The following is a 23318-nucleotide window of genomic DNA, read 5'->3' on the forward strand; positions in this document are numbered from 1 at the left end:
CATGGTAAAAATTTATGCACCGGCCTCAATAGGCAACGTTAGCGTCGGCTTTGATGTCCTGGGCGCGGCGGTGTCGCCGGTGGATGGTGCCCTGCTGGGCGACTGCGTTACCGTTGAAGCGGCCGATACGTTCAGCCTGGTTAACCAGGGGCGCTTTGTCAGCAAACTGCCCGCCGATCCGCAGGAAAATATCGTTTACCAGTGCTGGCAACGCTTTTGCGAAGCGACAGGGAAAACCGTTCCGGTGCGCATGACGCTGGAAAAAAACATGCCCATCGGCTCCGGGCTGGGCTCCAGCGCCTGTTCCGTGGTGGCGGGGCTGATGGCGATGAATGAATTCTGCGGCCGTCCGCTGGACGATACGCAGCTGCTGACGCTGATGGGCGAGCTGGAAGGGCGCATCTCCGGCAGCGTACATTATGATAACGTCGCGCCCTGTTTTCTGGGCGGCCTGCAGCTGATGCTGGAAGAAAACGGCATCATCAGCCAGGCGGTTCCCTGTTTTGATGAGTGGCTATGGGTGATGGCCTATCCGGGAATTAAAGTCTCTACTGCCGAGGCGCGGGCGATTCTGCCAGCGCAGTACCGCAAAGAGGATTGTATTAAGCACGGGCGTTACCTGGCGGGCTTTATTCACGCCTGCCATACCGCTCAGCCACAACTGGCGGCGAAGCTGATGCGCGATGTTATCGCCGAGCCTTACCGTACTAAACTTCTGCCGGGCTTTGCCGCGGCGCGCCAGGCGGCGCAGGATATTGGCGCGCTGGCCTGTGGTATTTCCGGGTCTGGCCCGACGCTGTTTGCCGTTTGTGATAATCAGGATACGGCGCAGCGCATGGCGGACTGGCTGCAGCAAAACTATCTGCAAAATGATGAAGGCTTCGTCCATATTTGCCGTGCCGACACGGCGGGCGCACGAAAACTGGGATAACCTATGAAACTCTATAATCTTAAGGACCACAACGAACAGGTAAGCTTTGCGCAGGCGGTGAAGCAGGGGTTGGGTTCGCAGCAGGGGCTGTTTTTCCCGCTGGAGCTGCCCGAATTTGAGCTGACCGATATTGATGCCATGCTGGAGATGGATTTTGTTACCCGTAGCAGCAAAATTCTCTCTGCTTATATCGGCGATGAAATTGCGCCGCATCAGCTGGCGGAGCGCGTAAAGGCGGCCTTTGCGTTTCCTGCGCCGGTCGCGCCGGTAACGGAAGATATCGCCTGCCTGGAACTGTTTCACGGCCCGACATTAGCCTTTAAAGATTTCGGCGGCCGCTTTATGGCGCAGATGCTCTCTTATATCAGCGGCGCGGACGAAGAGATCACTATCCTGACCGCCACTTCTGGCGATACCGGCGCGGCGGTGGCCCATGCGTTTTACGGCATGGAAAACGTGCGCGTGGTGATCCTCTATCCGCAGGGCAAAATCAGTCCATTGCAGGAGAAGCTATTCTGTACGCTGGGTGGCAATATCCACACCATCGCCATCGACGGCGATTTCGACGCCTGCCAGGCGTTGGTGAAACAGGCGTTTGACGATGAGGCGCTGAAAAAGGCCATTGGTCTGAACTCTGCGAACTCGATCAATATCAGCCGTCTGCTGGCGCAGATCTGTTATTACTTTGAGGCCGTGGCGCAGCTGCCACAGGAAAAACGCAACCAGCTGGTGATTTCCGTGCCCAGCGGCAACTTTGGCGATCTGACGGCGGGCCTGCTGGCGAAATCGTTGGGGCTGCCGGTGAAACGCTTTATCGCCGCTACCAACCAGAACGATACCGTGCCGCGTTTCCTTTCCAGCGGCGCCTGGCAGCCAAACACTACCGTCGCGACGCTTTCTAACGCGATGGATGTCAGCCAGCCGAATAACTGGCCGCGCGTGGAAGAGCTGTTCCGCCGTAAAACCTGGCGTTTAAACGAACTGGGCTTTGGCGCCGTTGATGATGAAACCACCCGCAGCACGGTACGCGAGCTGGCGCAGCTGGGCTATATCTCTGAGCCGCATGCCGCCATCGCTTACCGGATGTTGCGCGATCAGCTACAGCCAGGCGAGTTTGGTCTGTTCCTTGGCACTGCGCATCCGGCGAAATTTAAAGAGAGCGTGGAAGAGATCCTGCAGCAGACGCTGCCGCTGCCGGCTGAGCTGGCGGAGCGCGCCGAGCTGCCGCTGCTGTCGCATAAGATGAAGCCGGACTTTGCGGAACTACGGGTATTTCTTACCCAGTTCTGAGGCTAAGCCATAACAAAGCCGCCTGCTGACGATGGCGTAACCCCTGTGGCTGACAAGCCTACGGGGTTCCCTTCACCGGCAGGCGGCTCTTTATTGCCTGTCGATCAGGCCTGTTCGTGGCGCTTAAACACCAGTTCGCTGCCGCGGCTGCTCTCTTCATCATAGAAATAGCCGTCAAGGTTGAACTGCTTCAGCTGTTCCGCTTCCTGCAGACGATTTTCAATGATGTAGCGGCACATCAGGCCACGCGCCTTTTTGGCATAGAAGCTAATGATTTTGAATTTGCCGTTTTTCTCGTCGAGGAAAACCGGTTTGATCAGACGCCCGTTCAGCTTTTTCGGCTGTACCGCTTTAAAATATTCATCTGACGCCAGGTTAATCAGCAGATCGTCGCCCTGGGCGGCCAGTGCCTGGTTCAACGCCTCGGTGAGGGTCTCGCCCCAGAAACTATAGAGATCGTTGCCGGCCGGATTAGCCAGTTTGGTGCCCATTTCCAGACGATAAGGCTGCATCAAATCGAGCGGCCGCAGCAGGCCATACAGACCTGACAGCATGCGTAAATGCTGCTGAGCGAAGTCAAAATCCGCTTCGCTGAAGTTCTCCGCCTGCAGGCCGGTATAGACGTCGCCCTTAAAGGCCAAGATTGCCTGGCGCGCGTTTTCCGGCGTGAAATCGGGCTGCCAGTCGTTGAAGCGCTGCGCATTTAACAGGGCCAGCTTATCGCTGATGCTCATCAGCGAGGCAATTTGCGCGGGCGACAGATCGCGGGCCACCGCGATCAGCTGCTGTGACTTTTCCAACAGTGCGGGTTGCGTATAGCGAAGCGTCGCCAGCGGCGTGGTGTAGTCCAGCGTTTTGGCCGGCGAGATAACCATTAACATCGATATTTCCTTAGCGTAACCCGCAGTTTTTCAATCTTTTCTCTATTCGGGCCGCCGATTTTAGCAAAAAAGCGCACAGGCCAGGCAAATCATTACTATTGGCCTGGCCTGTTTTAATTCGCACCATCAGCGCATTGCACCCCGGAATGTGCATGATATTATCGCAACAGATTTTACCCCTGACAGTTACATATCAAGAGAACCCATCATGACGGACAAACTTACTTCTTTACGTCAGCTGACCACCGTGGTTGCCGATACCGGCGACATCGCCGCGATGAAGCTGTACCAGCCGCAGGACGCTACAACTAACCCTTCTCTGATTCTTAACGCCGCGCAGATCCCTGAATACCGCAAGCTGATCGACGAAGCGATCGTCTGGGCGCGTCAGCAGAGCAGCAACAAAGAAGAACAAATTCAGTACGCTTCTGACAAGCTGGCGGTCAATATTGGTCTGGAAATTCTGAAGCTGATCCCGGGCCGTATCTCTACCGAAGTGGACGCACGTCTTTCTTACGATACCGAAGCCAGCATCGCGAAAGCGCGCAGCCTGATTAAGCTGTATAACGACGCCGGTATCAGCAACGATCGCATCCTGATCAAACTGGCTTCCACCTGGCAGGGCATTCGCGCGGCGGAACAGCTGGAAAAAGAGGGCATCAACTGTAACCTGACCCTGCTGTTCTCCTTTGCTCAGGCGCGCGCCTGTGCCGAAGCGGGCGTTTACCTGATCTCTCCGTTTGTTGGCCGTATCCTCGACTGGTATAAAGCCAACACCGACAAGAAAGAGTATGCGCCGCACGAAGATCCGGGCGTGGTTTCCGTTAGCGAAATCTATGAGTACTACAAGCAGCACGGCTATGAGACCGTGGTCATGGGCGCCAGCTTCCGCAACGTGGGCGAAATTCTGGAACTGGCGGGCTGCGACCGCCTGACGATCTCTCCGTCGCTGCTGAAAGAGCTGGCGGAAAGCGAAGGCGCCGTTGAGCGTAAGCTCTCCTTCAGCGGTGAAGTGAAAGCGCGTCCGGCCAAAATGACCGAAGCGGAATTCCTCTGGCAGCACAACCAGGATCCGATGGCGGTTGATAAGCTGGCGCAGGGCATCCGTAACTTTGCGGTTGACCAGGGCAAGCTGGAAAAAATGATTGCCGAACTGCTGTAATCTTCCTTCTGCCGCAGCCGAAAAACAGGCTGCGGCAGCTCACGTTAGGCATCCTTTCCCGCCCTGTAGTATTCTTGCCGCTAATCCCAAACCTCAACTGCTCGCGTTGCGACAGTCTCTGCCATGAATATCACTATGAATACGTTACGCATTGGACTCATATCGGTTTCAGACCGCGCCGCCAACGGCATTTATCAGGATCAGGGCATTCCGGCGTTGGAAGCCTGGCTTTCCTCCGCGTTGACCACGCCTTTTATTATTGAAACGCGCCTGGTGCCGGATGAACAACCACTGATTGAAGAGACGCTGTGTGAACTGGTCGATGAGCGTTTTTGTCACCTGGTATTAACCACCGGCGGCACCGGCCCGGCACGACGCGACGTGACGCCGGACGCCACGCTGGCGGTGGCCGATCGGCTTATGCCGGGCTTTGGCGAGCAGATGCGGCAGATCAGTCTGCAGTTTGTGCCGACGGCCATTCTGTCGCGTCAGGTTGGCGTGATCCGTAAACAATCTCTGATCCTCAATCTGCCCGGTCAGCCAAAATCGATTAAAGAGACGCTGGAAGGGTTAAAAGATGAAAACGGGAAAGTGCAGGTCGCGGGGATTTTCGCCAGCGTGCCTTACTGTATTCAGCTGTTGGAAGGCCCCTGGATTGAGACCAACCCGCAGGTGGTAGCAGCATTTCGGCCAAAAAGCGCCCGCCGTGATACAAACTCCTGAAAAACGGCTTTCTCAGGAATAAGATCCAGCGCCTCTGGTGTGGAGAGAAAAGTTGACGCTATAGTAACGTGAATTTTACAAAGTCACGTTCAATTTTTTTCTTAGCTCTGGAAGCGCGAACACACTTATGAAATCACAGGCTCGCCGGCTCAACCGGCAGGATTACAAAACGCTGTCGCTGGCTGCGCTCGGCGGCGCGCTGGAATTCTACGACTTTATCATCTTTGTCTTTTTCGCTGCGGTGATTGGCGAGCTGTTCTTTCCACCCGATATTCCTGACTGGCTGCGTCAGCTGCAAACCTTTGCAATTTTTGCTGCCGGTTATCTGGCGCGTCCGCTGGGCGGCATTGTTATGGCGCACTTTGGCGATCGGGTCGGCAGAAAGAAAATGTTTAGCCTGAGCATTCTGCTGATGGCTTTACCTACGCTGGCGATGGGCGCCTTGCCCGATTATCACGCCATCGGCCTGACGGCTCCGCTGCTCTTGCTGCTGCTGCGTATTTTACAGGGTGCGGCGATCGGCGGCGAAGTGCCCGGCGCCTGGGTCTTCGTGGCGGAACATGTACCTGAAAAGCGCGTGGGCTTCGCCTGCGGCACCTTAACCGCAGGCCTAACGGCCGGCATCCTGCTGGGATCGCTGGTGGCTACGCTGATTAACAGTCTGCTCTCGCCAGAGGCCATCGCGGCGGGCGGCTGGCGCATTCCTTTCTTTTTAGGCGGCGCATTCGGCCTGCTGGCAATGTATTTGCGGCGCTGGCTGCATGAAACGCCGGTTTTCCAACAGATGCAGGCGCGTAAAACCCTGGCTGACGGCTTGCCGCTGCGTAACGTGCTGCAAAACCACAAGCGCGCGGTGTTGATTTCCATGCTGCTGACCTGGCTGCTCTCTGCCTGCATCGTAGTGGTGATTCTGATGGCGCCGACGCTGCTGCAAAAACAGACGGCGCTGTCGGCGGCGCTCACCCTACAGGCCAATAGCGTGGCAACCGTGATGCTGCTGGCGGGCTGTATCATTGCCGGACTGCTGGCGGATCGGCTGGGGGCGGCCAAAGTGTTAACCATCGGCTGTCTGTTGCTGGCGCTTTGCAGCTGGGTTTTCTTTACTCAGGCCGCCCGTTCGCCGACGGCGTTGTTTATCACTTACGCGCTGGCGGGGCTCAGCGTCGGCGTGGTCGGCATCGTGCCTTTTGTTATGGTGCGCGCTTTTCCGGCGGCGATACGCTTTACCGGCATCTCTTTTTCATACAATCTCGCCTACGCCATCTTCGGCGGACTAACACCCGTTTGCGTCACGCTATTGATGCGCTTCTCGCCGCTGGCGGCCGCCTGGTATGTGCTGGCGCTGGCGCTGGTTGGCATTCTGACCGGGCTGTGGCTGGGCTGGGCCGATCGGCGTAACGCTATTTTGCAGCAGGTGAACGCCTGACGGGCGGCGAAAAAATCGCCGTTGCCATCAGGTCGCAAAAATTTTTTTTTACTTAACCCTTGATGCGCTGCGAAGCGGCCCCATTTTGAAGTCATCCAGCGTTGTGAAGCGCAAAGCGCGCAGGCGGACAGTTGAAAATAAACAAATCGTCCGCACTAACTGATTCACAACCCTAATTGAGACCGTTTTTAAGTGGGAGACGTTTAGATGGGTAAGATTATTGGTATTGACCTCGGTACAACCAACTCATGTGTTGCGATTATGGATGGCACCAAAGCACGCGTGCTGGAAAATGCCGAAGGCGATCGCACCACTCCGTCAATTATTGCATATACCCAGGATGGTGAAACGCTGGTCGGTCAGCCTGCTAAACGTCAGGCCGTGACTAACCCGCAGAACACCCTGTTTGCAATCAAGCGCCTGATTGGTCGTCGTTTCCAGGACGAAGAAGTACAGCGTGACATTAAAATCATGCCTTACAAAATCACGCAGTCCGACAATGGCGATGCATGGCTGGACGTAAGAGGTCAGAAAATGGCGCCGCCGCAGATTTCTGCGGAAGTGCTGAAAAAAATGAAGAAAACGGCGGAAGATTACCTGGGCGAACCGGTAACTGAAGCGGTTATCACCGTACCGGCCTACTTTAACGATGCGCAGCGTCAGGCAACCAAAGACGCAGGCCGTATCGCAGGTCTGGAAGTAAAACGTATCATCAACGAACCGACCGCTGCCGCACTGGCTTACGGCCTGGACAAAGGTCAGGGCAACCGTACTATCGCGGTTTATGACCTGGGTGGTGGTACTTTCGATATCTCCATTATCGAAATCGATGAAGTCGACGGCGAAAAAACCTTCGAAGTGCTGGCTACCAACGGTGATACCCACCTGGGTGGTGAAGACTTCGACAGCCGTCTGATTAACTACCTGGTAGCGGAATTCAAGAAAGATCAGGGCATCGATCTGCACAACGATCCGCTGGCGATGCAGCGTCTGAAAGAAGCCGCGGAGAAAGCGAAAATCGAGCTCTCTTCCGCTCAGCAGACCGACGTAAACCTGCCGTACATCACGGCTGACGCGACCGGTCCGAAACACCTGAACATCAAAGTGACCCGTGCGAAACTGGAGTCGCTGGTTGAAGATCTGGTTGCCCGTTCTATTGAGCCGCTGAAAGTTGCTCTGCAGGACGCTGGCCTGTCAGTATCCGACATCAATGATGTGATCCTGGTGGGTGGTCAGACGCGTATGCCAATGGTGCAGGCGAAAGTTGCCGAGTTCTTTGGTAAAGAGCCGCGTAAAGACGTTAACCCTGATGAAGCGGTCGCTGTCGGTGCTGCGGTACAGGGCGGCGTGCTGGCGGGCGACGTGAAAGACGTCCTGCTGCTGGACGTGACCCCGCTATCGCTGGGTATCGAAACCATGGGCGGCGTGATGACTGCGCTGATCAGCAAAAACACCACTATCCCAACCAAGCACAGCCAGGTGTTCTCTACTGCGGAAGACAACCAGTCTGCGGTAACCATCCATGTGCTGCAGGGTGAGCGTAAACGCGCAGCGGATAACAAATCGCTGGGTCAGTTTAACCTGGATGGTATCCAGCCGGCGCCGCGCGGTATGCCGCAGATCGAAGTGACTTTCGATATCGATGCTGACGGTATCCTGCACGTATCGGCGAAAGATAAAAACTCCGGTAAAGAGCAGAAGATTACCATCAAGGCTTCTTCTGGTCTGAACGAGGAAGAGATCGCGAAAATGGTACGCGATGCGGAAGCTAACGCTGAAGCTGACCGTAAATTCGAAGAGCTGGTACAGGCGCGTAACCAGGGTGACCAGATTGCCCACAGCACCCGTAAACAGCTGGACGAAGCCGGCGATAAACTTTCTGCCGACGACAAAGCGCCGATCGAATCCGCACTTAACGATTTGAATACCGCGCTGAAAGGCGAAGACAAAGCGGAAATCGAAGCGAAAATCCAGGCGCTGGTAGAAGTTTCCGGCAAGCTGATGGAGTTCGCTCAGCAGCAGGGCCAGCCAGCTGACGCCGGCGACGCTTCTGCGAAGAAAGAAGATGACGTGGTCGACGCTGAGTTCGAAGAAGTTAAAGACAAAAAATAATTGCCCCTGACCGGGCGCGGCGGTTGCCCTGACAACCGCTGGTAACCAGCACGGGCGTAGGAGTTTCTCCACGCCCGTGCATGCATGTTAAGGGCAGGAAAGATAACAATGGCGAAAACAGACTACTACGAGATTTTAGGCGTCCCAAAGTCTGCGGATGAGCGTGAAATCAAAAAGGCCTATAAACGCCTGGCAATGAAATACCATCCTGACCGCAATCCGGGCGACCAGGAAGCCGAAGCCAAATTCAAAGAAGTGAAAGAGGCTTACGAAATTCTGACCGATGCGCAGAAGCGCGCGGCCTACGATCAGTACGGACATGCGGCCTTTGAACAGGGCGGCATGGGCGGTGGTTTCGGCGGCGGCGGCTTTGGCGGCGGCGCAGACTTCAGCGATATCTTTGGCGACGTGTTCGGCGACATCTTTGGCGGCGGCCGTCGGCAGCGCGCAGCCCGTGGCGCCGATTTACGCTACAACATGGAGCTGACGCTGGAAGAAGCGGTGCGCGGCGTGACCAAAGAGATCCGTATTCCCACGCTGCAGGAATGTGATGTTTGTCATGGTAGCGGTGCTAAATCGGGTACGCAGCCGCAGACCTGTCCAACCTGTCATGGCGCAGGTCAGGTACAGATGCGTCAGGGCTTCTTCACCGTGCAGCAGGCGTGTCCGAGCTGTCATGGGCGCGGCTCGATTATCAAAGATCCCTGCAACGCCTGTCACGGACATGGCCGCGTAGAAAAATCAAAAACGCTGTCGGTTAAAATCCCGGCGGGCGTGGATACCGGCGATCGTATTCGTCTCAGCGGCGAAGGCGAAGCGGGCGAGCATGGCGCGCCGGCGGGCGATCTTTACGTACAGGTGTCGGTGAAAAAACACCCGATCTTTGAGCGTGAAGACAATAACCTTTACTGCGAAGTGCCGATTAACTTTGCCATGGCGGCGCTGGGCGGCGAAATCGAAGTGCCGACGCTGGATGGACGCGTTAAGCTGAAGGTTCCGGCGGAAACCCAAACCGGTAAACTGTTCCGTATGCGCGGTAAAGGGGTGAAATCGGTCCGTGGCGGCGCGCAGGGCGACCTGTTATGCCGCGTGGTGGTGGAAACGCCGGTAAGCCTGAACGAAAAACAAAAATCACTGCTGCGCGAGCTGGAAGAAAGCTTCGGCGGCCCCAGCGGTGAGAAAAACAGCCCGCGGTCGAAAAGCTTTTTCGACGGCGTGAAGAAGTTTTTTGATGATCTAACGCGTTAATCGCGTTCCTCCAGACGCCCCATTCAGGGGCGTTTTTTTATTTTTACCGTTCTGCCTGATGCAGTCCTGTCCGGCCATTACACGCTGGCGAGTAATTACCCACGCTTTTGCCTCTTCCCGCGGCGCGATAACCCTTTCATTCCTGTGATTATTGTTGCTGAGTCGGCGGATCTTCTATAACAGTTCGCTTTTTTCGAGCTATTTGCGCCAAATAACCTGTTTTTACCGAACCATTAAATTCAGTATGCTTAGGCTTAACGCAATATTTCTGGCAAGAGGATGGAAGGATGATTAAACGCTTATTAGCTAATGAGGCGACCGGCGGTATTGTGCTTATCGTGGCGGCCATACTGGCGATGCTATTGGCGAATATAGACGCTACCCAGCCGGTATACGCTTCGCTGCTGGCGATGCCGGTAGAGTTTCGCTTTGGCGATCTGCATATCAATAAAAATATGCTGCTGTGGATTAACGATGCGCTAATGGCGGTGTTCTTTTTAGCCATCGGTCTGGAAGTGAAGCGCGAGCTAATCGCCGGATCGCTGGCCAGCCGTGACAAGGCGGTGTTTCCCCTGATTGCCGCTCTTGGCGGTATGCTGGTTCCGGCGCTGATTTTCTTGTTATTCAACGGCGCGGATGAGATTACCCGCAACGGCTGGGCGGTGCCTACCGCTACCGATATCGCCTTTGCGCTTGGCGTACTGGCGCTGTTAGGCAGCCGCGTGCCGCCGGCGCTGAAAATATTCCTTATGGCGCTGGCGATCATTGATGACTTAGGCGCGATCGTCATTATTGCGCTGTTCTATACCCATGGGCTGTCGCTGCTCTCACTGAGCGTGGCCGCCGGGGCAATTATCGTACTGGCGCTGTTGAATCTGTTTAATGTGCGCCGCACTTCGCTCTATATCGTGGTGGGCGTCGTGCTGTGGGTGGCGGTATTAAAATCGGGTGTGCATGCCACGCTGGCGGGCGTGGTAATTGGTTTCTTTGTGCCGCTTGCTGAAAAAGAGGGAAAATCACCGGCCAGAGCGCTGGAGCATGGTCTTCACCCCTGGGTCACCTGGCTGATTCTGCCGCTGTTCGCGTTCGCTAACGCAGGCGTGGCGCTGGATGGGGTTTCTGTCAACGCGCTGTTCTCACTGCTGCCGCTGGGCATTATTCTTGGGCTGTTTATCGGCAAGCCGTTGGGCATTACGCTGTTTTGCTGGCTGAGCGTCAGGCTGGGGGTGGCGAAATTGCCGCAGGGCGCCAGCCTGAGTAGTATTGCAGCGGTGGGCGTACTGTGCGGGATCGGCTTTACCATGTCGATTTTCATCGCCTCGCTGGCCTATGGCGACCTGAGCGCCGAACTGATGGTATTGGCCAAGCTGGCTATTTTAATCGGTTCGCTATTGTCGGCCGTGGTGGGGTATTCACTGCTGCGCGTTAAGTTAAGCCCGCCGCACAGCCGGGAAAAGGCGTGAGTATGTCTCATCTTAACTACAACCATCTCTACTACTTTTGGCACGTCTGTAAACAGGGATCGATTGTTAACGCGGCGGAGAAGCTTTTCTTAACGCCGCAAACCATCACCGGACAGATCAAAGCGCTGGAGGAGCGATTACAGGGCAAGCTGTTCCGGCGCCAGGGCAGGGGATTAGTACCAACGGAGCTGGGGCAGCTGGTTTTCCGCTATGCCGATCGCATGTTCACGCTCAGTCAGGAAATGATGGATATCGTTAACTACCGCAAGGAATCGAACCTGCTGTTTGATGTCGGCGTAGCGGATGCCTTATCAAAGCGGTTGGTCAGCAAGGTACTGGCAACGGCGGTGCGGGATGATGAGCGCATTCACCTGCGCTGTTTTGAATCTACCCATGAAATGCTGCTGGAGCAGCTGAGTCAGCACAAGCTGGATATGATTTTATCCGATTGCCCGGTTGATTCTACCCAGCAGGAAGGGCTGTTTTCCGTCAAGCTGGGCGAGTGCGGCATCAGCTTTTGGTGTACGCCGCCGCTACCGCAGCAGCCTTTTCCCGCCTGTCTGGAAGAGCGGCGGCTGCTTATCCCCGGCCGGCGTTCCATGCTGGGACGTCAGCTACAGCGCTGGCTTAGCAGCCAGGAGCTACAGGTGGAGATTCTCGGCGAATTTGATGACGCCGCCCTGATGAAGGCGTTTGGCGCCGCTAACCACGCTATTTTTGTCGCACCGACGCGCTACGGACAGGAAATTTATCAGGATGGCGCTATTCAGGAGGTGGGACGGCTGGAGGAGGTGAGAGAAGAGTATTACGTTATCTTCGCTGAACGGATGATTCAGCACCCGGCCGTGCAGCGTATCTGTAATCACAATTTCACTACGTTATTTAATGAGTAATAAGAAAAGTATAAATAAGCTGGATCTATTTTCAGGCGCCTTTTATTTGCGGCCCCCTGCTTTTCGCGCCGGCGGAAATAGCCAGCGTGGTTATCCGATCCAGCAATTATCAGAATAACTAAGAATTCCCTGCATTTATTTCAGCAGACGGCTATTAGGCAAAAGTCTCATTTTTTCATTTTCCATTTACTGCCATTTTACCTTTCTTTACGCTACGCGCTGTCAACTCACCACCTTGAGGACCATATTGCCCCGGCGCGCTGACGGTGGAATATGACGTCCATCCATCGGACGGAATAAGGTCATCTCAGGAGCGAAGTATGCAGAACGAAAAAAATAAAACGGCGTCGGTATTACCTGTTCCTCACCAGGGATTAACACAGCAATTTTCTTCTCCGGTACTTACTCATTATCAAATGCTGTTTATTACGGTCAGCATGGTTAACTTATCAATAATGAGTTGGGCTTTAGTCAGCGGCAGCTGGTGGGATGAAAGCCATATTTCTTTAGGTAACTTCGGCAATATGGTGATCGCTAATCTCTGTGTGACCATACTGATTCGTCAGCAATATCTTATCAACGGGCTGTTTCAGCTGGCGTGGCGCATTCCGGTGCGCTGGCCGCTGCGTCTGCGGCGTCATCTGGCGAATGTCTACCAGTTCGGTGGGCTGCATTCCGGCTGCGCTACCTTTAGCTGTCTGTGGCTGCTGCTTTTTACCCTGGCTGCCTTTTATCAACAGCAGGCGCAGGGCGGGCTATCAAACCAGTTGTTGACGGTGAATACGCTGCTGGTGCTGATGCTGTGCGCCATCTCCCTGACGGCGCTGCCGCAGATTAGGCGGCGCTACCATAACCTGTTTGAACATATGCACCGTTATATGGGCTGGAGCTCGCTGGCACTGTCATGGCTGCAGGTTTTATGGTTCGTGCGCGACAGTCATCATGGAGAGTGGCGCTGGCATCACCTTAGCCACGCGTTCGCCTTCTGGGGACTGCTGGCTATCACCGGTAGCATTATCCTTCCCTGGCTGCGTTTGCGGCGCGTTCCCATCATCGTCACACGGCCTTCTTCCCATGCGGTGATTATTGAGTTCGCTTTACCGCGGGATCCCTTTCCCGGCTCGACGTTGGCCATCAGCCTGGATCCGCTAATGGAATGGCATGCTTTCGCCAACATTCCGCTGGTGGGCAGGCCGGGATGCCGCATGCTGATCTCACGCGCCGGCGACTGGACCTCCCGTTTTATTGATAATCCGCCTTCGCACGTCTGGTTTAAAGGCATTCCCACGCCGGGCGTTGGCAGCATGAACAAAATATTTAACTCTGTGGTGTACGTGGCTACCGGTAGTGGAATTGGGCCGCTGCTGCCGCATCTGGTAAACAATCCGCGCCCCTGTAAGCTGATCTGGTCAACGCGTAATCCAGTCGTGACCTATGGCGAAGCGTTCGTGAATGAAATTATTGCGGCGCATCCGGGCGTATTGATTTGGGATACCGATGCGCACGGCAAGCCGGATCTGCTGCTGCTGGCCTGTCAAAAGGTCAAAGAGATTAATGCGGAGGCGGTGATCTGTATCGCTAACCGGCCGTTAACCGATTATGTAGTGGAAGGGTGTGAAGCGCAGGGCATCGCCGCTTACGGCGCGATTTGGGATTCATAACATCAGGACGAAAAAAAACCGGCCACTGGCCGGTTCTTTCAAAGCTGATTAACAAGCGGCGATTAAGCCAGTTTGTTGATCTGTGCAGTCAGGTTAGCTTTATGACGTGCAGCTTTGTTTTTGTGGATCAGACCTTTAGCAGCCTGACGGTCCACGATCGGTTGCATTTCGTTAAATGCTTTCTGTGCAGCTTCTTTATCGCCAGCTTCAACTGCTGCGTATACTTTCTTGATGAAAGTACGCATCATGGAACGACGGCTTGCGTTATGCTTGCGACGTTTCTCAGATGTTACGGCGCGTTTCTTAGCTGATTTGATATTAGCCAAGGTCCAACTCCCAAATATGTTCTATACGGACAAATCAAAGGCCGAGGACTATGCCTTTTACGCCTTATTTTGTCAATGGATTTGTGCAAATAAGCGCCGTTTTACAAACAACGCTCGGTTACGTAATTGATGGCGCAAGATTCTACCAGTTTCCCCGTGCTGAATACAGTATTTCGCAAGAAAAAAAGCGTGATCCCCGGCGCCAGGCCCTGACGGCAGAGAAATCGCCACCGGAAAGCGGGAAAGGCGCCCTGACGGGTTAACCTTGGCGGTTGTACAAGGTATAATCCGCCGATTTCCACCAACTTGAGTCAGCCATGAAGTTTATACGCGGCATTCATAATCTCCGGACGCAGCCTGGCGGCTGCGTGCTGACTATCGGCAATTTCGATGGGGTGCATCGGGGCCATCAGGCGCTGCTGGCTCGCCTGTGCGAAGAAGGCCGGCGGCGCAATCTGCCGGTCGTGGTCATGCTGTTCGAGCCGCAGCCGCTGGAGCTGTTTGCGGCCGATAAAGCGCCGGCGCGCCTGACGCGTCTGCGTGATAAACTGAAATATCTGGCGCAGGCGGGCGTTGATGCCGTGCTGTGCGTGCGCTTCGACCGCCGCTTCGCCGCCGTTAGCGCGCAGAGCTTCGTGAACGATCTGCTGGTTGATAAGCTTGGCGTGCGCTTTCTCGCCGTTGGTGATGATTTCCGTTTCGGCGCTGGTCGCGAAGGGGATTTCCTGTTATTACAGAAAGCGGGCGTGGAATATGGCTTTGACGTCATCAGCACCCAGACTTTCAGTGAAGGCGGTAAACGTATCAGCAGCACGGCGATTCGCCAGGCGCTGGCGAATGACGACCTGGCGCTGGCGCAGTCGCTATTGGGCCATCCCTTTGCGCTTTCTGGCCGCGTCGTGCATGGTGACGCGCTGGGCCGCACCATCGGTTTCCCCACGGCTAACGTACTGCTTCGGCGCAGAGTATCGCCGGTTAAAGGCGTTTACGCCGTTGACGTCTATGGGCTGAGCGAACAACCGCTGCCGGGCGTGGCGAATATCGGTACGCGTCCAACGGTTGCCGGCCTGCGTCAGCAGCTGGAAGTGCATCTGCTGGATGTATCAATGAATATGTACGGACGTCATATTGACGTCGTGCTGCGCCAAAAAATACGTAATGAGCAGCGTTTTCCCTCGCTGGATGCGCTTAAAGAGCAAATTGCTAAAGATGTGGTGACTGCCCGCGAATTTTTTGGGCTTAAAACACCGGTGTAACAACCGAAACACGGAATCGAGAATCTGATGAGTGACTATAAATCTACCCTGAATTTGCCGGAAACGGGGTTCCCGATGCGTGGCGATCTCGCCAAACGCGAACCGGGTATGCTGCAACGCTGGACTGATGACAACCTGTACGGCATCATCCGCGCCGCCAAAAAAGGGAAAAAAACCTTTATCCTGCACGATGGCCCTCCGTATGCGAACGGCAGCATCCACATTGGTCACTCAGTTAATAAGATTCTGAAAGATATTATTATCAAGTCCAAAGGTCTGTCGGGCTTCGATTCGCCGTACGTCCCGGGCTGGGACTGTCACGGCCTGCCGATCGAACATAAAGTCGAGCAGATGATCGGTAAGCCGGGCGAGAAGGTCAGCGCCGCGGAGTTCCGCGAAGCCTGCCGTAAATATGCGGCGGAGCAGGTTGCCGGCCAGAAAAACGACTTTATCCGTCTGGGCGTGCTGGGTGACTGGGATCGTCCTTATCTGACGATGGATTTCCACACCGAAGCCAATATTATCCGTGCGCTGGGCAAAATCATCGGCAACGGTCATTTGCATAAAGGCGCTAAGCCGGTGCACTGGTGTCTGGACTGCCGTTCCGCGCTGGCGGAAGCGGAAGTGGAGTATTACGACAAAACCTCGCCTTCTATCGACGTGATGTTCAACGCGACTGACGCGGCGGCGGTGGCGGCGAAATTTGGCGCAGCCCAGGTAACAGGGCCGATTGCGCTGGTTATCTGGACGACTACGCCGTGGACCATGCCAGCCAACCGCGCGATTTCACTGCATCCTGAATTTGAATATCAGCTGGTGCAGATCGACGGACGCGCGTTGATTCTGGCGAAAGATCTGGTTGAGAGCGTCATGCAGCGCGCAGGCGTCAGCGAGTGGACGGTGCTGGGCGCCACCACCGGCGCGACGCTGGAACTGATGCGTTTTCAGCATCCGTTCCTTGCCTTTGACGTACCGGTGGTGCTGGGCGAGCACGTTACGCTGGATGCCGGTACCGGTGCGGTGCATACCGCCCCCGGCCACGGCCCGGACGACTATGTGATCGGTCAGAAATATGGCCTGGAAACCGCCAACCCGGTCGGTCCGGACGGCACTTATCTGCCGGGAACATATCCGTCGCTGGACGGCGTCAACGTTTTTAAAGCTAACGATATGATCGTTGAGCTGCTGCGTGAAAAGGGCGCGCTGCTGCATGTAGAAAAAATGCAGCACAGCTATCCCCACTGCTGGCGCCATAAAACGCCGATTATCTTCCGCGCCACGCCGCAGTGGTTTATCAGCATGGATCAGAAAGGGCTGCGCGCGCAGTCGCTGAAAGAGATCAAAGGCGTGCAGTGGATCCCGGACTGGGGTCAGGCGCGTATTGAGTCGATGGTCGCCAACCGTCCTGACTGGTGCATCTCGCGTCAGCGCACCTGGGGCGTACCGATGGCGCTGTTCGTGCATAAAGAAACCGAACAGCTGCATCCGGATACGCTGGCGCTAATGGAAAAAGTGGCGCAGCGCGTAGAGCAGGATGGCATTCAGGCGTGGTGGGATCTCGATCCGCGCGATCTGATGGGCGACGACGCCGACAACTACATGAAAGTGCCGGATACGCTCGACGTCTGGTTCGATTCAGGTTCAACGCATGCTTCCGTGGTCGATGTGCGTCCGGAGTTCCACGGCCACAGCGCCGATATGTATCTGGAAGGTTCGGATCAGCATCGCGGCTGGTTTATGTCCTCGTTGATGATCTCTACGGCGATGAAAGGCAAAGCGCCTTACCGTCAGGTATTGACGCACGGCTTTACCGTAGATGGTCAGGGCCGCAAGATGTCCAAATCGCTGGGCAACACCGTTAGCCCGCAGGACGTAATGAACAAGCTGGGCGCCGATATTCTGCGTCTGTGGGTCGCCTCGACCGATTACTCCGGCGAAATGGCGGTATCCGATGAGATCCTGAAGCGTTCTGCCGATGCCTATCGTCGTATCCGCAACACCGCACGCTTCCTGCTGGCTAACCTTAACGGCTTCAATCCTGAAACCGATCTGGTGAAACCGGAAGAGATGGTGGTGCTGGATCGCTGGGCGGTGGGCCGTGCGCAGGCGGCGCAGGCGGACATTATTGAATCTTACGCTAACTATGACTTCCATGAAGTCGTGCAGCGCCTGATGCAGTTCTGTTCGGTCGAGATGGGCTCTTTCTATCTGGATATCATTAAAGATCGCCAGTACACCGCGAAAAGCGACAGCGTGGCGCGCCGCAGCTGCCAGAGCGCGCTGTGGTATATCGTCGAGGCGCTGGTGCGCTGGATGGCGCCGATCATGTCCTTTACCGCTGACGAAATCTGGGGCTACCTGCCGGGCAAACGCGCGCAGTATGTCTTCACCGAAGAGTGGTACGACGGCCTGTTTGGGCTGGATGAAGGCGAATCGCTGAATGACGCTTACTGGGCTGAACTGCTGAAAGTGCGCAGCGAAGTGAATAAGGTGATTGAGCAGGCGCGCAGCGACAAACGTATCGGCGGTTCGCTGGAGGCGACGGTCACGCTGTATGCCGACGCCGCGCTGGCGGAGAAACTCACCGCTCTGGGCAATGAGCTGCGCTTTGTGCTGCTGACTTCGGGCGCGCAGGTGGCGGATTATGCGCTGGCACCGGAAGAGGCGCAGCAGAGCGAGGCGTTAAAAGGTCTGAAAATCGCCCTGCACAAAGCGGAAGGTGAGAAATGCCCGCGCTGCTGGCATTACACTACCGATATTGGACTGGACGCCGCGCACCCGGATATCTGCGGACGCTGCGTCACTAACGTGGCCGGAAACGGCGAAGAGCGTAAGTTTGCCTGATGCGTAAATCTCTGTTTGCAACCGGACTGCGTTGGCTCTGGCTGGTGGTGGTGGTAATCGGTATCGATTTGGCCAGTAAGCTATGGGTAATGAACAACATGGCGCTGCATGAAACGATACCGGTGATGCCATATCTCAACCTGTTCTATGCCCATAACTACGGGGCGGCTTTTAGCTTCCTCGCGGATAAAGGCGGCTGGCAGCGCTGGTTCTTTGCGGGTATCGCCATCGCGATTGCGGTGGCGCTGCTGGTGATGATGTACCGTACCGCCGCCAGCCAAAAAATTAACAACATTGCCTACGCGCTGATCATTGGCGGCGCGCTGGGTAACCTGTTTGATCGCGCCTGGCACGGTTTCGTGGTCGATTTCATCGACTTCTATATTGGCGGGTGGCATTTCGCCACCTTCAATATTGCCGATTGCGGTATCTGCGTCGGCGCCGCGCTGATCGTGTTGGAGGGCTTCTTCACGCCCTCCGGTAAACAGGCGAAGCAAAAGGGTAAGGCATGACCGATTCTGTACAGCGCGACAGCGCGGTGCTGCTGCACTTCATCCTGAAACTGGAAGATGGCTCCACGGCGGAATCAACCCGCGCCAATGGCAAACCGGCGCTGTTTCGCCTGGGCGATGGCAGCCTGTCGGCACCGCTGGAGGAAGAGCTACTTGGGTTGCAGGCTGGCGCTAAAAAAGCGTTTGCGCTGGAGCCGGAAGCCGCTTTCGGCAATGTGATCCCCGACCTGATTCAGTACTTTTCCCGTCGTGATTTTATGCAGGCGGGCGAGCCGGAAATTGGCGCCATTATGCTGTTTACCAGTATGGACGGCAGCGAAATGCCGGGCGTGATCCGTGAAATCGCCGGGGATTCGATTACCGTCGATTTCAATCATCCCTTAGCGGGCCACAGGGTTCACTTCGATATTGAAGTGCTGGAGATCAATCCGGTTCTGGAGAGCGACGCATGAGAATTTTGTTAGCGAACCCGCGTGGCTTCTGTGCTGGCGTTGATCGTGCCATCAGCATTGTCGAGCGGGCGCTGGAAATGTATGGCGCGCCGATTTATGTGCGTCATGAAGTGGTGCATAACCGCTACGTGGTGAACAGCCTGCGTGAGCGTGGGGCGATTTTTATTGAAGAAATTACCGAAGTGCCGGATGGCGCGATCCTGATTTTCTCCGCGCACGGGGTTTCTCAGGCGGTGCGCGCCGAGGCAAAAGCGCGTCAGCTCACCATGCTGTTTGATGCCACCTGTCCGCTGGTGACCAAAGTCCATATGGAAGTGGCGCGCGCCAGTCGCAAAGGAACCGAAGCGATTCTGATCGGCCATGCGGGCCATCCGGAAGTGGAAGGCACCATGGGGCAATACAGCAATGCACAGGGCGGTATGTATCTGGTGGAATCGCCGGAAGATGTGTTTAAGCTGCAGGTGAAAAATGAAAACAACCTGTGCTTTATGACGCAAACCACGCTGTCGGTTGATGATACCTCTGCAGTGATCGATGCGTTGCGTCAGCGCTTCCCTAATATCGTTGGGCCGCGCAAAGATGATATCTGCTACGCTACCACTAATCGTCAGGAAGCGGTACGTAGTCTGGCTGCCGAGGCGGATGTGGTTCTGGTTGTCGGCTCTAAAAACTCATCCAACTCCAACCGGCTGGCAGAGCTGGCTCAGCGTGCCGGTAAGCGTGCGCAGCTGATCGACTCCGCCGCCGATATTCAGGAGAGCTGGTTGCAGGGCATTGCGTGCGTTGGCGTTACCGCGGGCGCTTCCGCGCCGGATATTCTGGTACAGGAAGTTATTCAGCGGCTACGTGAGTTTGGTGGCGAAGAGGTGACTGAACTGAGCGGACGCGAAGAAAATATTGTTTTTGAAGTGCCCAAAGAGTTACGTCTCGAAACCCGTCAGATTGTTTAATCGCTACGCCCGGAATGCTGTCAGGTTCCGGGCGCTTTCCTCTTTGCCCTTCCATCCTGAAGCCGATCGGGCGTAGATTTTACTCATGTCCTCCCGCTGCATTGAGTTGTCTTAGGGCTTGCAGTAGCATTTTTCCGTTGCTCCCCTTCCAACGTTAACCACTCGCTGAGTAGCCAGAGTGCGTGGGACTGTGTGCGACGCCCTAATCATAAAGTTAAAAGGAGTTACTAATGAGAGAATTACAACGTACTGAGATTCAAGCGGTTAGCGGCGCGGCTATCTCTGCCGATGCCATGCTGGGCATGGGCTATGCTGGCCTGGCGTTAACCATTCCGGTTATTGTGGGCGGCGCCATTCTTGGCGTGCCTACTCTGGGGCTGGGTTTTATCGCTATGACGGCAGGTATTGTCGGCACGGCGATATCAGGCGGGATGACTATTATGGGCATCGTTATGTCCGCTATCAGCAAAGGCAAAAACAAGCCTGCTCCGGTTCCTGAACCGGTTACTCCAGTAGAATAACCTTTTCTGTGAGGTGTGATCGTTAACCGTCAAGCGTTTAGCTCCGCGCGCCGTAAGCCCTTTACGGCGCATTTTCCCTTTGATCAATCTGCATAAGTTACTTTTCTGATAATACCTTGCCTGCGGCATAAAATTCTTATTATCTGATTTAATGGTGGCGCGTCCCGCACCCGCTGTTTAACCTAATTGCGCTTTGTATGCACAGACTTGAGTCAGGAATGAATAAATATGAGTAATGATATCCGCATAGCCATTATCGGCGCACCAGGACGAATGGGACGACAGTTAATCCAGGCGATAGAGCAGACTGACGGCGTCTCGCTTGGCGCCGCTCTGGCGCGGGAAGGTTCCTCGCTGGTAGGCAGTGATGCTGGCGAGTTGGCAGGCATCGGTAAGCTTGGCGTGACCGTGAGCGATAGCCTTGAAGCAGCAGTGAATCATTTCGATATCTTGATCGACTTTACCCGCCCGGAAGCGACGCTTACCTGGCTGGATTTCTGCCGCCGCCATAAAAAAGGGATGGTGATTGGCACCACTGGGTTTGATGAAGCGGGTAAAGCAGCAATTAAACAGGCTGCGCAAGAGATTGCCATCGTCTTCGCCGCTAACTTCAGCATTGGCGTTAATCTGATGCTAAAGCTGCTGGAAAAAACGGCAAAAGTTATGGGCGATTATGCGGATATCGAAATTATCGAAGCGCACCATCGCCATAAAGTTGATGCGCCATCGGGTACCGCGCTGGCGATGGGGGAAGCTATCGCTGATGCGATGGACTGGTCGCTTAACGAACATGCGGTATACGCACGCGAAGGGCATACCGGCGAGCGCAGCGCGCAAACTATCGGATTTGCTACCGTTCGCGCCGGCGATATTGTCGGCGAGCATACTGCGATGTTTGCAGATATTGGCGAGCGTCTGGAGATAACGCATAAGGCTTCCAGTCGCATGACATTTGCAAAAGGCGCGGTTAAGGCTGCTGTATGGGTTAACGCCAAAAAAGAGGGCCTTTATGATATGAGAAACGTGCTTAATCTTGATGATTTATAAATAATTTAAAGTATAATTGATTTTTATTCTCTATAACTGATTGAATTTTATGGGCTGATTTATCAGCCCTTTTTTATTCCATTTAAAATGTCAATTACATGTTAATTTTATGGTTAAATCCATTTTTTGACATGATTTTATGCTTTCTGTGGTGTCTGAAATAAGAAATTTGACCATTTGGTCTACTTTTTAGAGCGGTCAGATGATTTTTCGCAGCTGTCTAAGCAGGCAATCGGTTTTCTGGCCATGAATTGCCTGCTTTTTAGGGCTAATCTTAGGGTTTTGCCTCAGGATGGCTGAAATAAACATAAAAAAATGCCTTTTGGGTAGACATTCCTCAAGTCGATCATTAGAATGCGCGCAATTTGCCAAAAATCGACTGTAGCAGCGGTTTTTGCATTGATTCAGCCATGCGTTATGAATTAATATGCAAATATTATGACTGTTTATTCCCTGGAGGACGTTTTGAATAAGTCAGCGATTTTGGTTCTGGAAGACGGAACCCAATTCCACGGTCGGGCCATTGGGGCGACAGGATCGGCGGTGGGAGAGGTAGTTTTCAATACTTCAATGACCGGTTATCAAGAAATCCTCACAGATCCTTCCTATTCCCGCCAGATTGTCACTCTCACTTATCCCCATATCGGTAATGTCGGCACCAATGTCGCAGATGAAGAATCCTCGCAGGTACATGCGCAGGGCCTGGTGATTCGTGATTTGCCGCTGATCGCCAGCAACTATCGCAATGAAGAAGGGCTGTCTGCTTACCTGAAACGCAACAATATCGTGGCCATCGCCGATATCGATACGCGCAAACTCACGCGTCTGCTGCGTGAAAAAGGCGCGCAAAACGGCTGCATCATTGCTGGCGATACGCCGGATGCGCAGCTGGCGCTGCAAAAAGCACAGGCCTTTCCGGGGCTGAAAGGCATGGATCTGGCAAAGGAAGTCTGTACCCGCGAAACCTACAGCTGGACGCAGGGAAGCTGGACACTGACCGGCGGACTGCCTGTGGCTAAATCCGCAGAAGAGCTGCCTTACCATGTGGTCGCTTACGATTTTGGCGTGAAGCGTAATATTTTACGTATGCTGGTGGATCGCGGCTGTCGCCTGACGGTAGTGCCGGCGCAGACCTCGGCAGAAGAGGTGCTGAAGCTCAATCCGGACGGCATTTTCCTGGCAAACGGCCCGGGCGATCCGGAGCCATGCGACTACGCTATCCGCGCTATTCAGCGCTTTCTGGCAACGGAAATCCCGGTATTCGGCATCTGCCTCGGCCATCAGTTGCTGGCGCTGGCCAGCGGAGCCAAAACGGTAAAAATGAAGCTGGGTCACCACGGCGGCAACCATCCGGTAAAAGATCTTGATAACGACACCGTGATGATTACTGCGCAAAACCACGGCTTTGCGGTGGATGAGAAGGATTTGCCCGCCAATCTGCGCGTTACCCATGTTTCACTGTTCGATCAGACGGTTCAGGGCATTCATCGCACCGATAAACCCGCGTTTAGCTTCCAGGGACATCCGGAAGCCAGCCCAGGCCCGCATGACGCGGCGCCGCTGTTCGATCACTTTATCGAACTGATTGAAGCGGCCCGTGCCGGCCAGAAATAAATTTCA

21 protein-coding genes are annotated in these 23318 nt (G+C 54.9%); 19 read left to right on the top strand and 2 right to left on the bottom strand.

The window, feature by feature from the left end; genetic code table 11:
- The first annotated feature begins 1 nt into the window (after nucleotide 1).
- On the top strand, nucleotides 2-931 hold the full coding sequence (thrB, locus tag K6958_RS03655) for a homoserine kinase (RefSeq protein WP_249893391.1): 930 nt from the start codon (nucleotides 2-4) through the stop codon (nucleotides 929-931).
- A 3-nt stretch (nucleotides 932-934) separates the two neighbouring features.
- The gene (thrC, locus tag K6958_RS03660; RefSeq protein ID WP_249893392.1) at nucleotides 935-2221 is read left to right on the top strand and encodes a threonine synthase; all 1287 of its coding nucleotides are present in this window, start codon (nucleotides 935-937) and stop codon (nucleotides 2219-2221) included.
- 104 nt (nucleotides 2222-2325) lie between these two features.
- On the opposite strand, the gene yaaA is transcribed toward thrC, so the two are convergent.
- The gene (gene yaaA, locus K6958_RS03665) at nucleotides 2326-3102 is read right to left on the bottom strand and encodes a peroxide stress protein YaaA (RefSeq protein ID WP_249893393.1); all 777 of its coding nucleotides are present in this window, start codon (nucleotides 3100-3102) and stop codon (nucleotides 2326-2328) included.
- A gap of 208 nt (nucleotides 3103-3310) precedes the next feature.
- On the opposite strand from yaaA, the gene tal reads away from it, so the two are divergent.
- The 8 genes from tal to K6958_RS03705 all read left to right on the top strand — a co-directional run bounded on the left by tal (nucleotide 3311) and on the right by K6958_RS03705 (nucleotide 13790).
- Nucleotides 3311-4264: a transaldolase gene (gene tal, locus K6958_RS03670; protein WP_249893394.1), complete on the top strand. Its 954-nt coding sequence runs from the start codon at nucleotides 3311-3313 to the stop codon at nucleotides 4262-4264.
- A gap of 135 nt (nucleotides 4265-4399) precedes the next feature.
- Nucleotides 4400-4987 (top strand): molybdopterin adenylyltransferase, encoded by a 588-nt coding sequence (gene mog, locus K6958_RS03675; RefSeq protein ID WP_249893395.1) that lies wholly within the window; start codon nucleotides 4400-4402, stop codon nucleotides 4985-4987.
- A gap of 127 nt (nucleotides 4988-5114) precedes the next feature.
- Nucleotides 5115-6413 (top strand): MFS transporter, encoded by a 1299-nt coding sequence (locus tag K6958_RS03680; protein WP_249893396.1) that lies wholly within the window; start codon nucleotides 5115-5117, stop codon nucleotides 6411-6413.
- Between the two features lie 207 nt (nucleotides 6414-6620).
- Entirely contained in the window at nucleotides 6621-8525 is a 1905-nt protein-coding gene (gene dnaK / locus K6958_RS03685) for a molecular chaperone DnaK (RefSeq protein WP_249893397.1), read from the top strand.
- Nucleotides 8526-8633: 108 nt separating this feature from the next.
- On the top strand, nucleotides 8634-9773 hold the full coding sequence (gene dnaJ, locus K6958_RS03690) for a molecular chaperone DnaJ (RefSeq protein ID WP_249893398.1): 1140 nt from the start codon (nucleotides 8634-8636) through the stop codon (nucleotides 9771-9773).
- Nucleotides 9774-10060: 287 nt separating this feature from the next.
- Nucleotides 10061-11236, top strand: coding sequence for a Na+/H+ antiporter NhaA (gene nhaA, locus K6958_RS03695; RefSeq protein ID WP_249893399.1), 1176 nt, complete (start codon nucleotides 10061-10063; stop codon nucleotides 11234-11236).
- A gap of 2 nt (nucleotides 11237-11238) precedes the next feature.
- A complete protein-coding gene (nhaR, locus tag K6958_RS03700) occupies nucleotides 11239-12129 on the top strand; it encodes a transcriptional activator NhaR (RefSeq protein ID WP_249893400.1) in 891 nt (296 codons plus the stop codon).
- Between the two features lie 320 nt (nucleotides 12130-12449).
- Nucleotides 12450-13790, top strand: coding sequence for a ferredoxin reductase domain-containing protein (locus K6958_RS03705; RefSeq protein WP_249893401.1), 1341 nt, complete (start codon nucleotides 12450-12452; stop codon nucleotides 13788-13790).
- Between the two features lie 62 nt (nucleotides 13791-13852).
- Here K6958_RS03705 and rpsT read toward each other — a convergent pair whose 3' ends face one another.
- A complete protein-coding gene (rpsT, locus tag K6958_RS03710; RefSeq protein ID WP_038628374.1) occupies nucleotides 13853-14116 on the bottom strand; it encodes a 30S ribosomal protein S20 in 264 nt (87 codons plus the stop codon).
- 50 nt (nucleotides 14117-14166) lie between these two features.
- Between rpsT and K6958_RS03715 the strand changes: the two genes are divergently transcribed.
- From K6958_RS03715 to carA, 9 genes are all read left to right on the top strand, one after another.
- Nucleotides 14167-14379, top strand: coding sequence for a hypothetical protein (locus K6958_RS03715; protein WP_249893402.1), 213 nt, complete (start codon nucleotides 14167-14169; stop codon nucleotides 14377-14379).
- Between the two features lie 54 nt (nucleotides 14380-14433).
- Nucleotides 14434-15372: a bifunctional riboflavin kinase/FAD synthetase gene (ribF, locus tag K6958_RS03720; protein ID WP_249893403.1), complete on the top strand. Its 939-nt coding sequence runs from the start codon at nucleotides 14434-14436 to the stop codon at nucleotides 15370-15372.
- A gap of 27 nt (nucleotides 15373-15399) precedes the next feature.
- Nucleotides 15400-18216: an isoleucine--tRNA ligase gene (gene ileS, locus K6958_RS03725; protein WP_249893404.1), complete on the top strand. Its 2817-nt coding sequence runs from the start codon at nucleotides 15400-15402 to the stop codon at nucleotides 18214-18216.
- Nucleotides 18216-18728 carry a signal peptidase II gene (gene lspA / locus K6958_RS03730; protein WP_249893405.1) on the top strand — a complete coding sequence of 171 codons (513 nt, stop codon included), beginning with the start codon at nucleotides 18216-18218 and terminating at the stop codon, nucleotides 18726-18728. The genes ileS and lspA overlap by 1 nt, the downstream gene beginning before the upstream one ends.
- The gene (gene fkpB / locus K6958_RS03735; RefSeq protein WP_249893406.1) at nucleotides 18725-19180 is read left to right on the top strand and encodes an FKBP-type peptidyl-prolyl cis-trans isomerase; all 456 of its coding nucleotides are present in this window, start codon (nucleotides 18725-18727) and stop codon (nucleotides 19178-19180) included. Before lspA ends, fkpB begins: the two co-directional genes overlap by 4 nt.
- On the top strand, nucleotides 19177-20130 hold the full coding sequence (gene ispH / locus K6958_RS03740) for a 4-hydroxy-3-methylbut-2-enyl diphosphate reductase (protein ID WP_249893407.1): 954 nt from the start codon (nucleotides 19177-19179) through the stop codon (nucleotides 20128-20130). The genes fkpB and ispH overlap by 4 nt, the downstream gene beginning before the upstream one ends.
- A 230-nt stretch (nucleotides 20131-20360) precedes the next feature.
- Nucleotides 20361-20651: a hypothetical protein gene (locus tag K6958_RS03745; protein ID WP_249893408.1), complete on the top strand. Its 291-nt coding sequence runs from the start codon at nucleotides 20361-20363 to the stop codon at nucleotides 20649-20651.
- Nucleotides 20652-20879: 228 nt separating this feature from the next.
- The gene (gene dapB / locus K6958_RS03750) at nucleotides 20880-21698 is read left to right on the top strand and encodes a 4-hydroxy-tetrahydrodipicolinate reductase (RefSeq protein ID WP_249893409.1); all 819 of its coding nucleotides are present in this window, start codon (nucleotides 20880-20882) and stop codon (nucleotides 21696-21698) included.
- A 465-nt stretch (nucleotides 21699-22163) separates the two neighbouring features.
- On the top strand, nucleotides 22164-23312 hold the full coding sequence (gene carA / locus K6958_RS03755; RefSeq protein WP_249893410.1) for a glutamine-hydrolyzing carbamoyl-phosphate synthase small subunit: 1149 nt from the start codon (nucleotides 22164-22166) through the stop codon (nucleotides 23310-23312).
- The last annotated feature ends 6 nt before the right edge of the window (nucleotides 23313-23318 follow it).

Source organism: Mixta hanseatica, from assembly GCF_023517775.1.
Classification (GTDB): Bacteria; Pseudomonadota; Gammaproteobacteria; order Enterobacterales; family Enterobacteriaceae; genus Mixta; species Mixta hanseatica.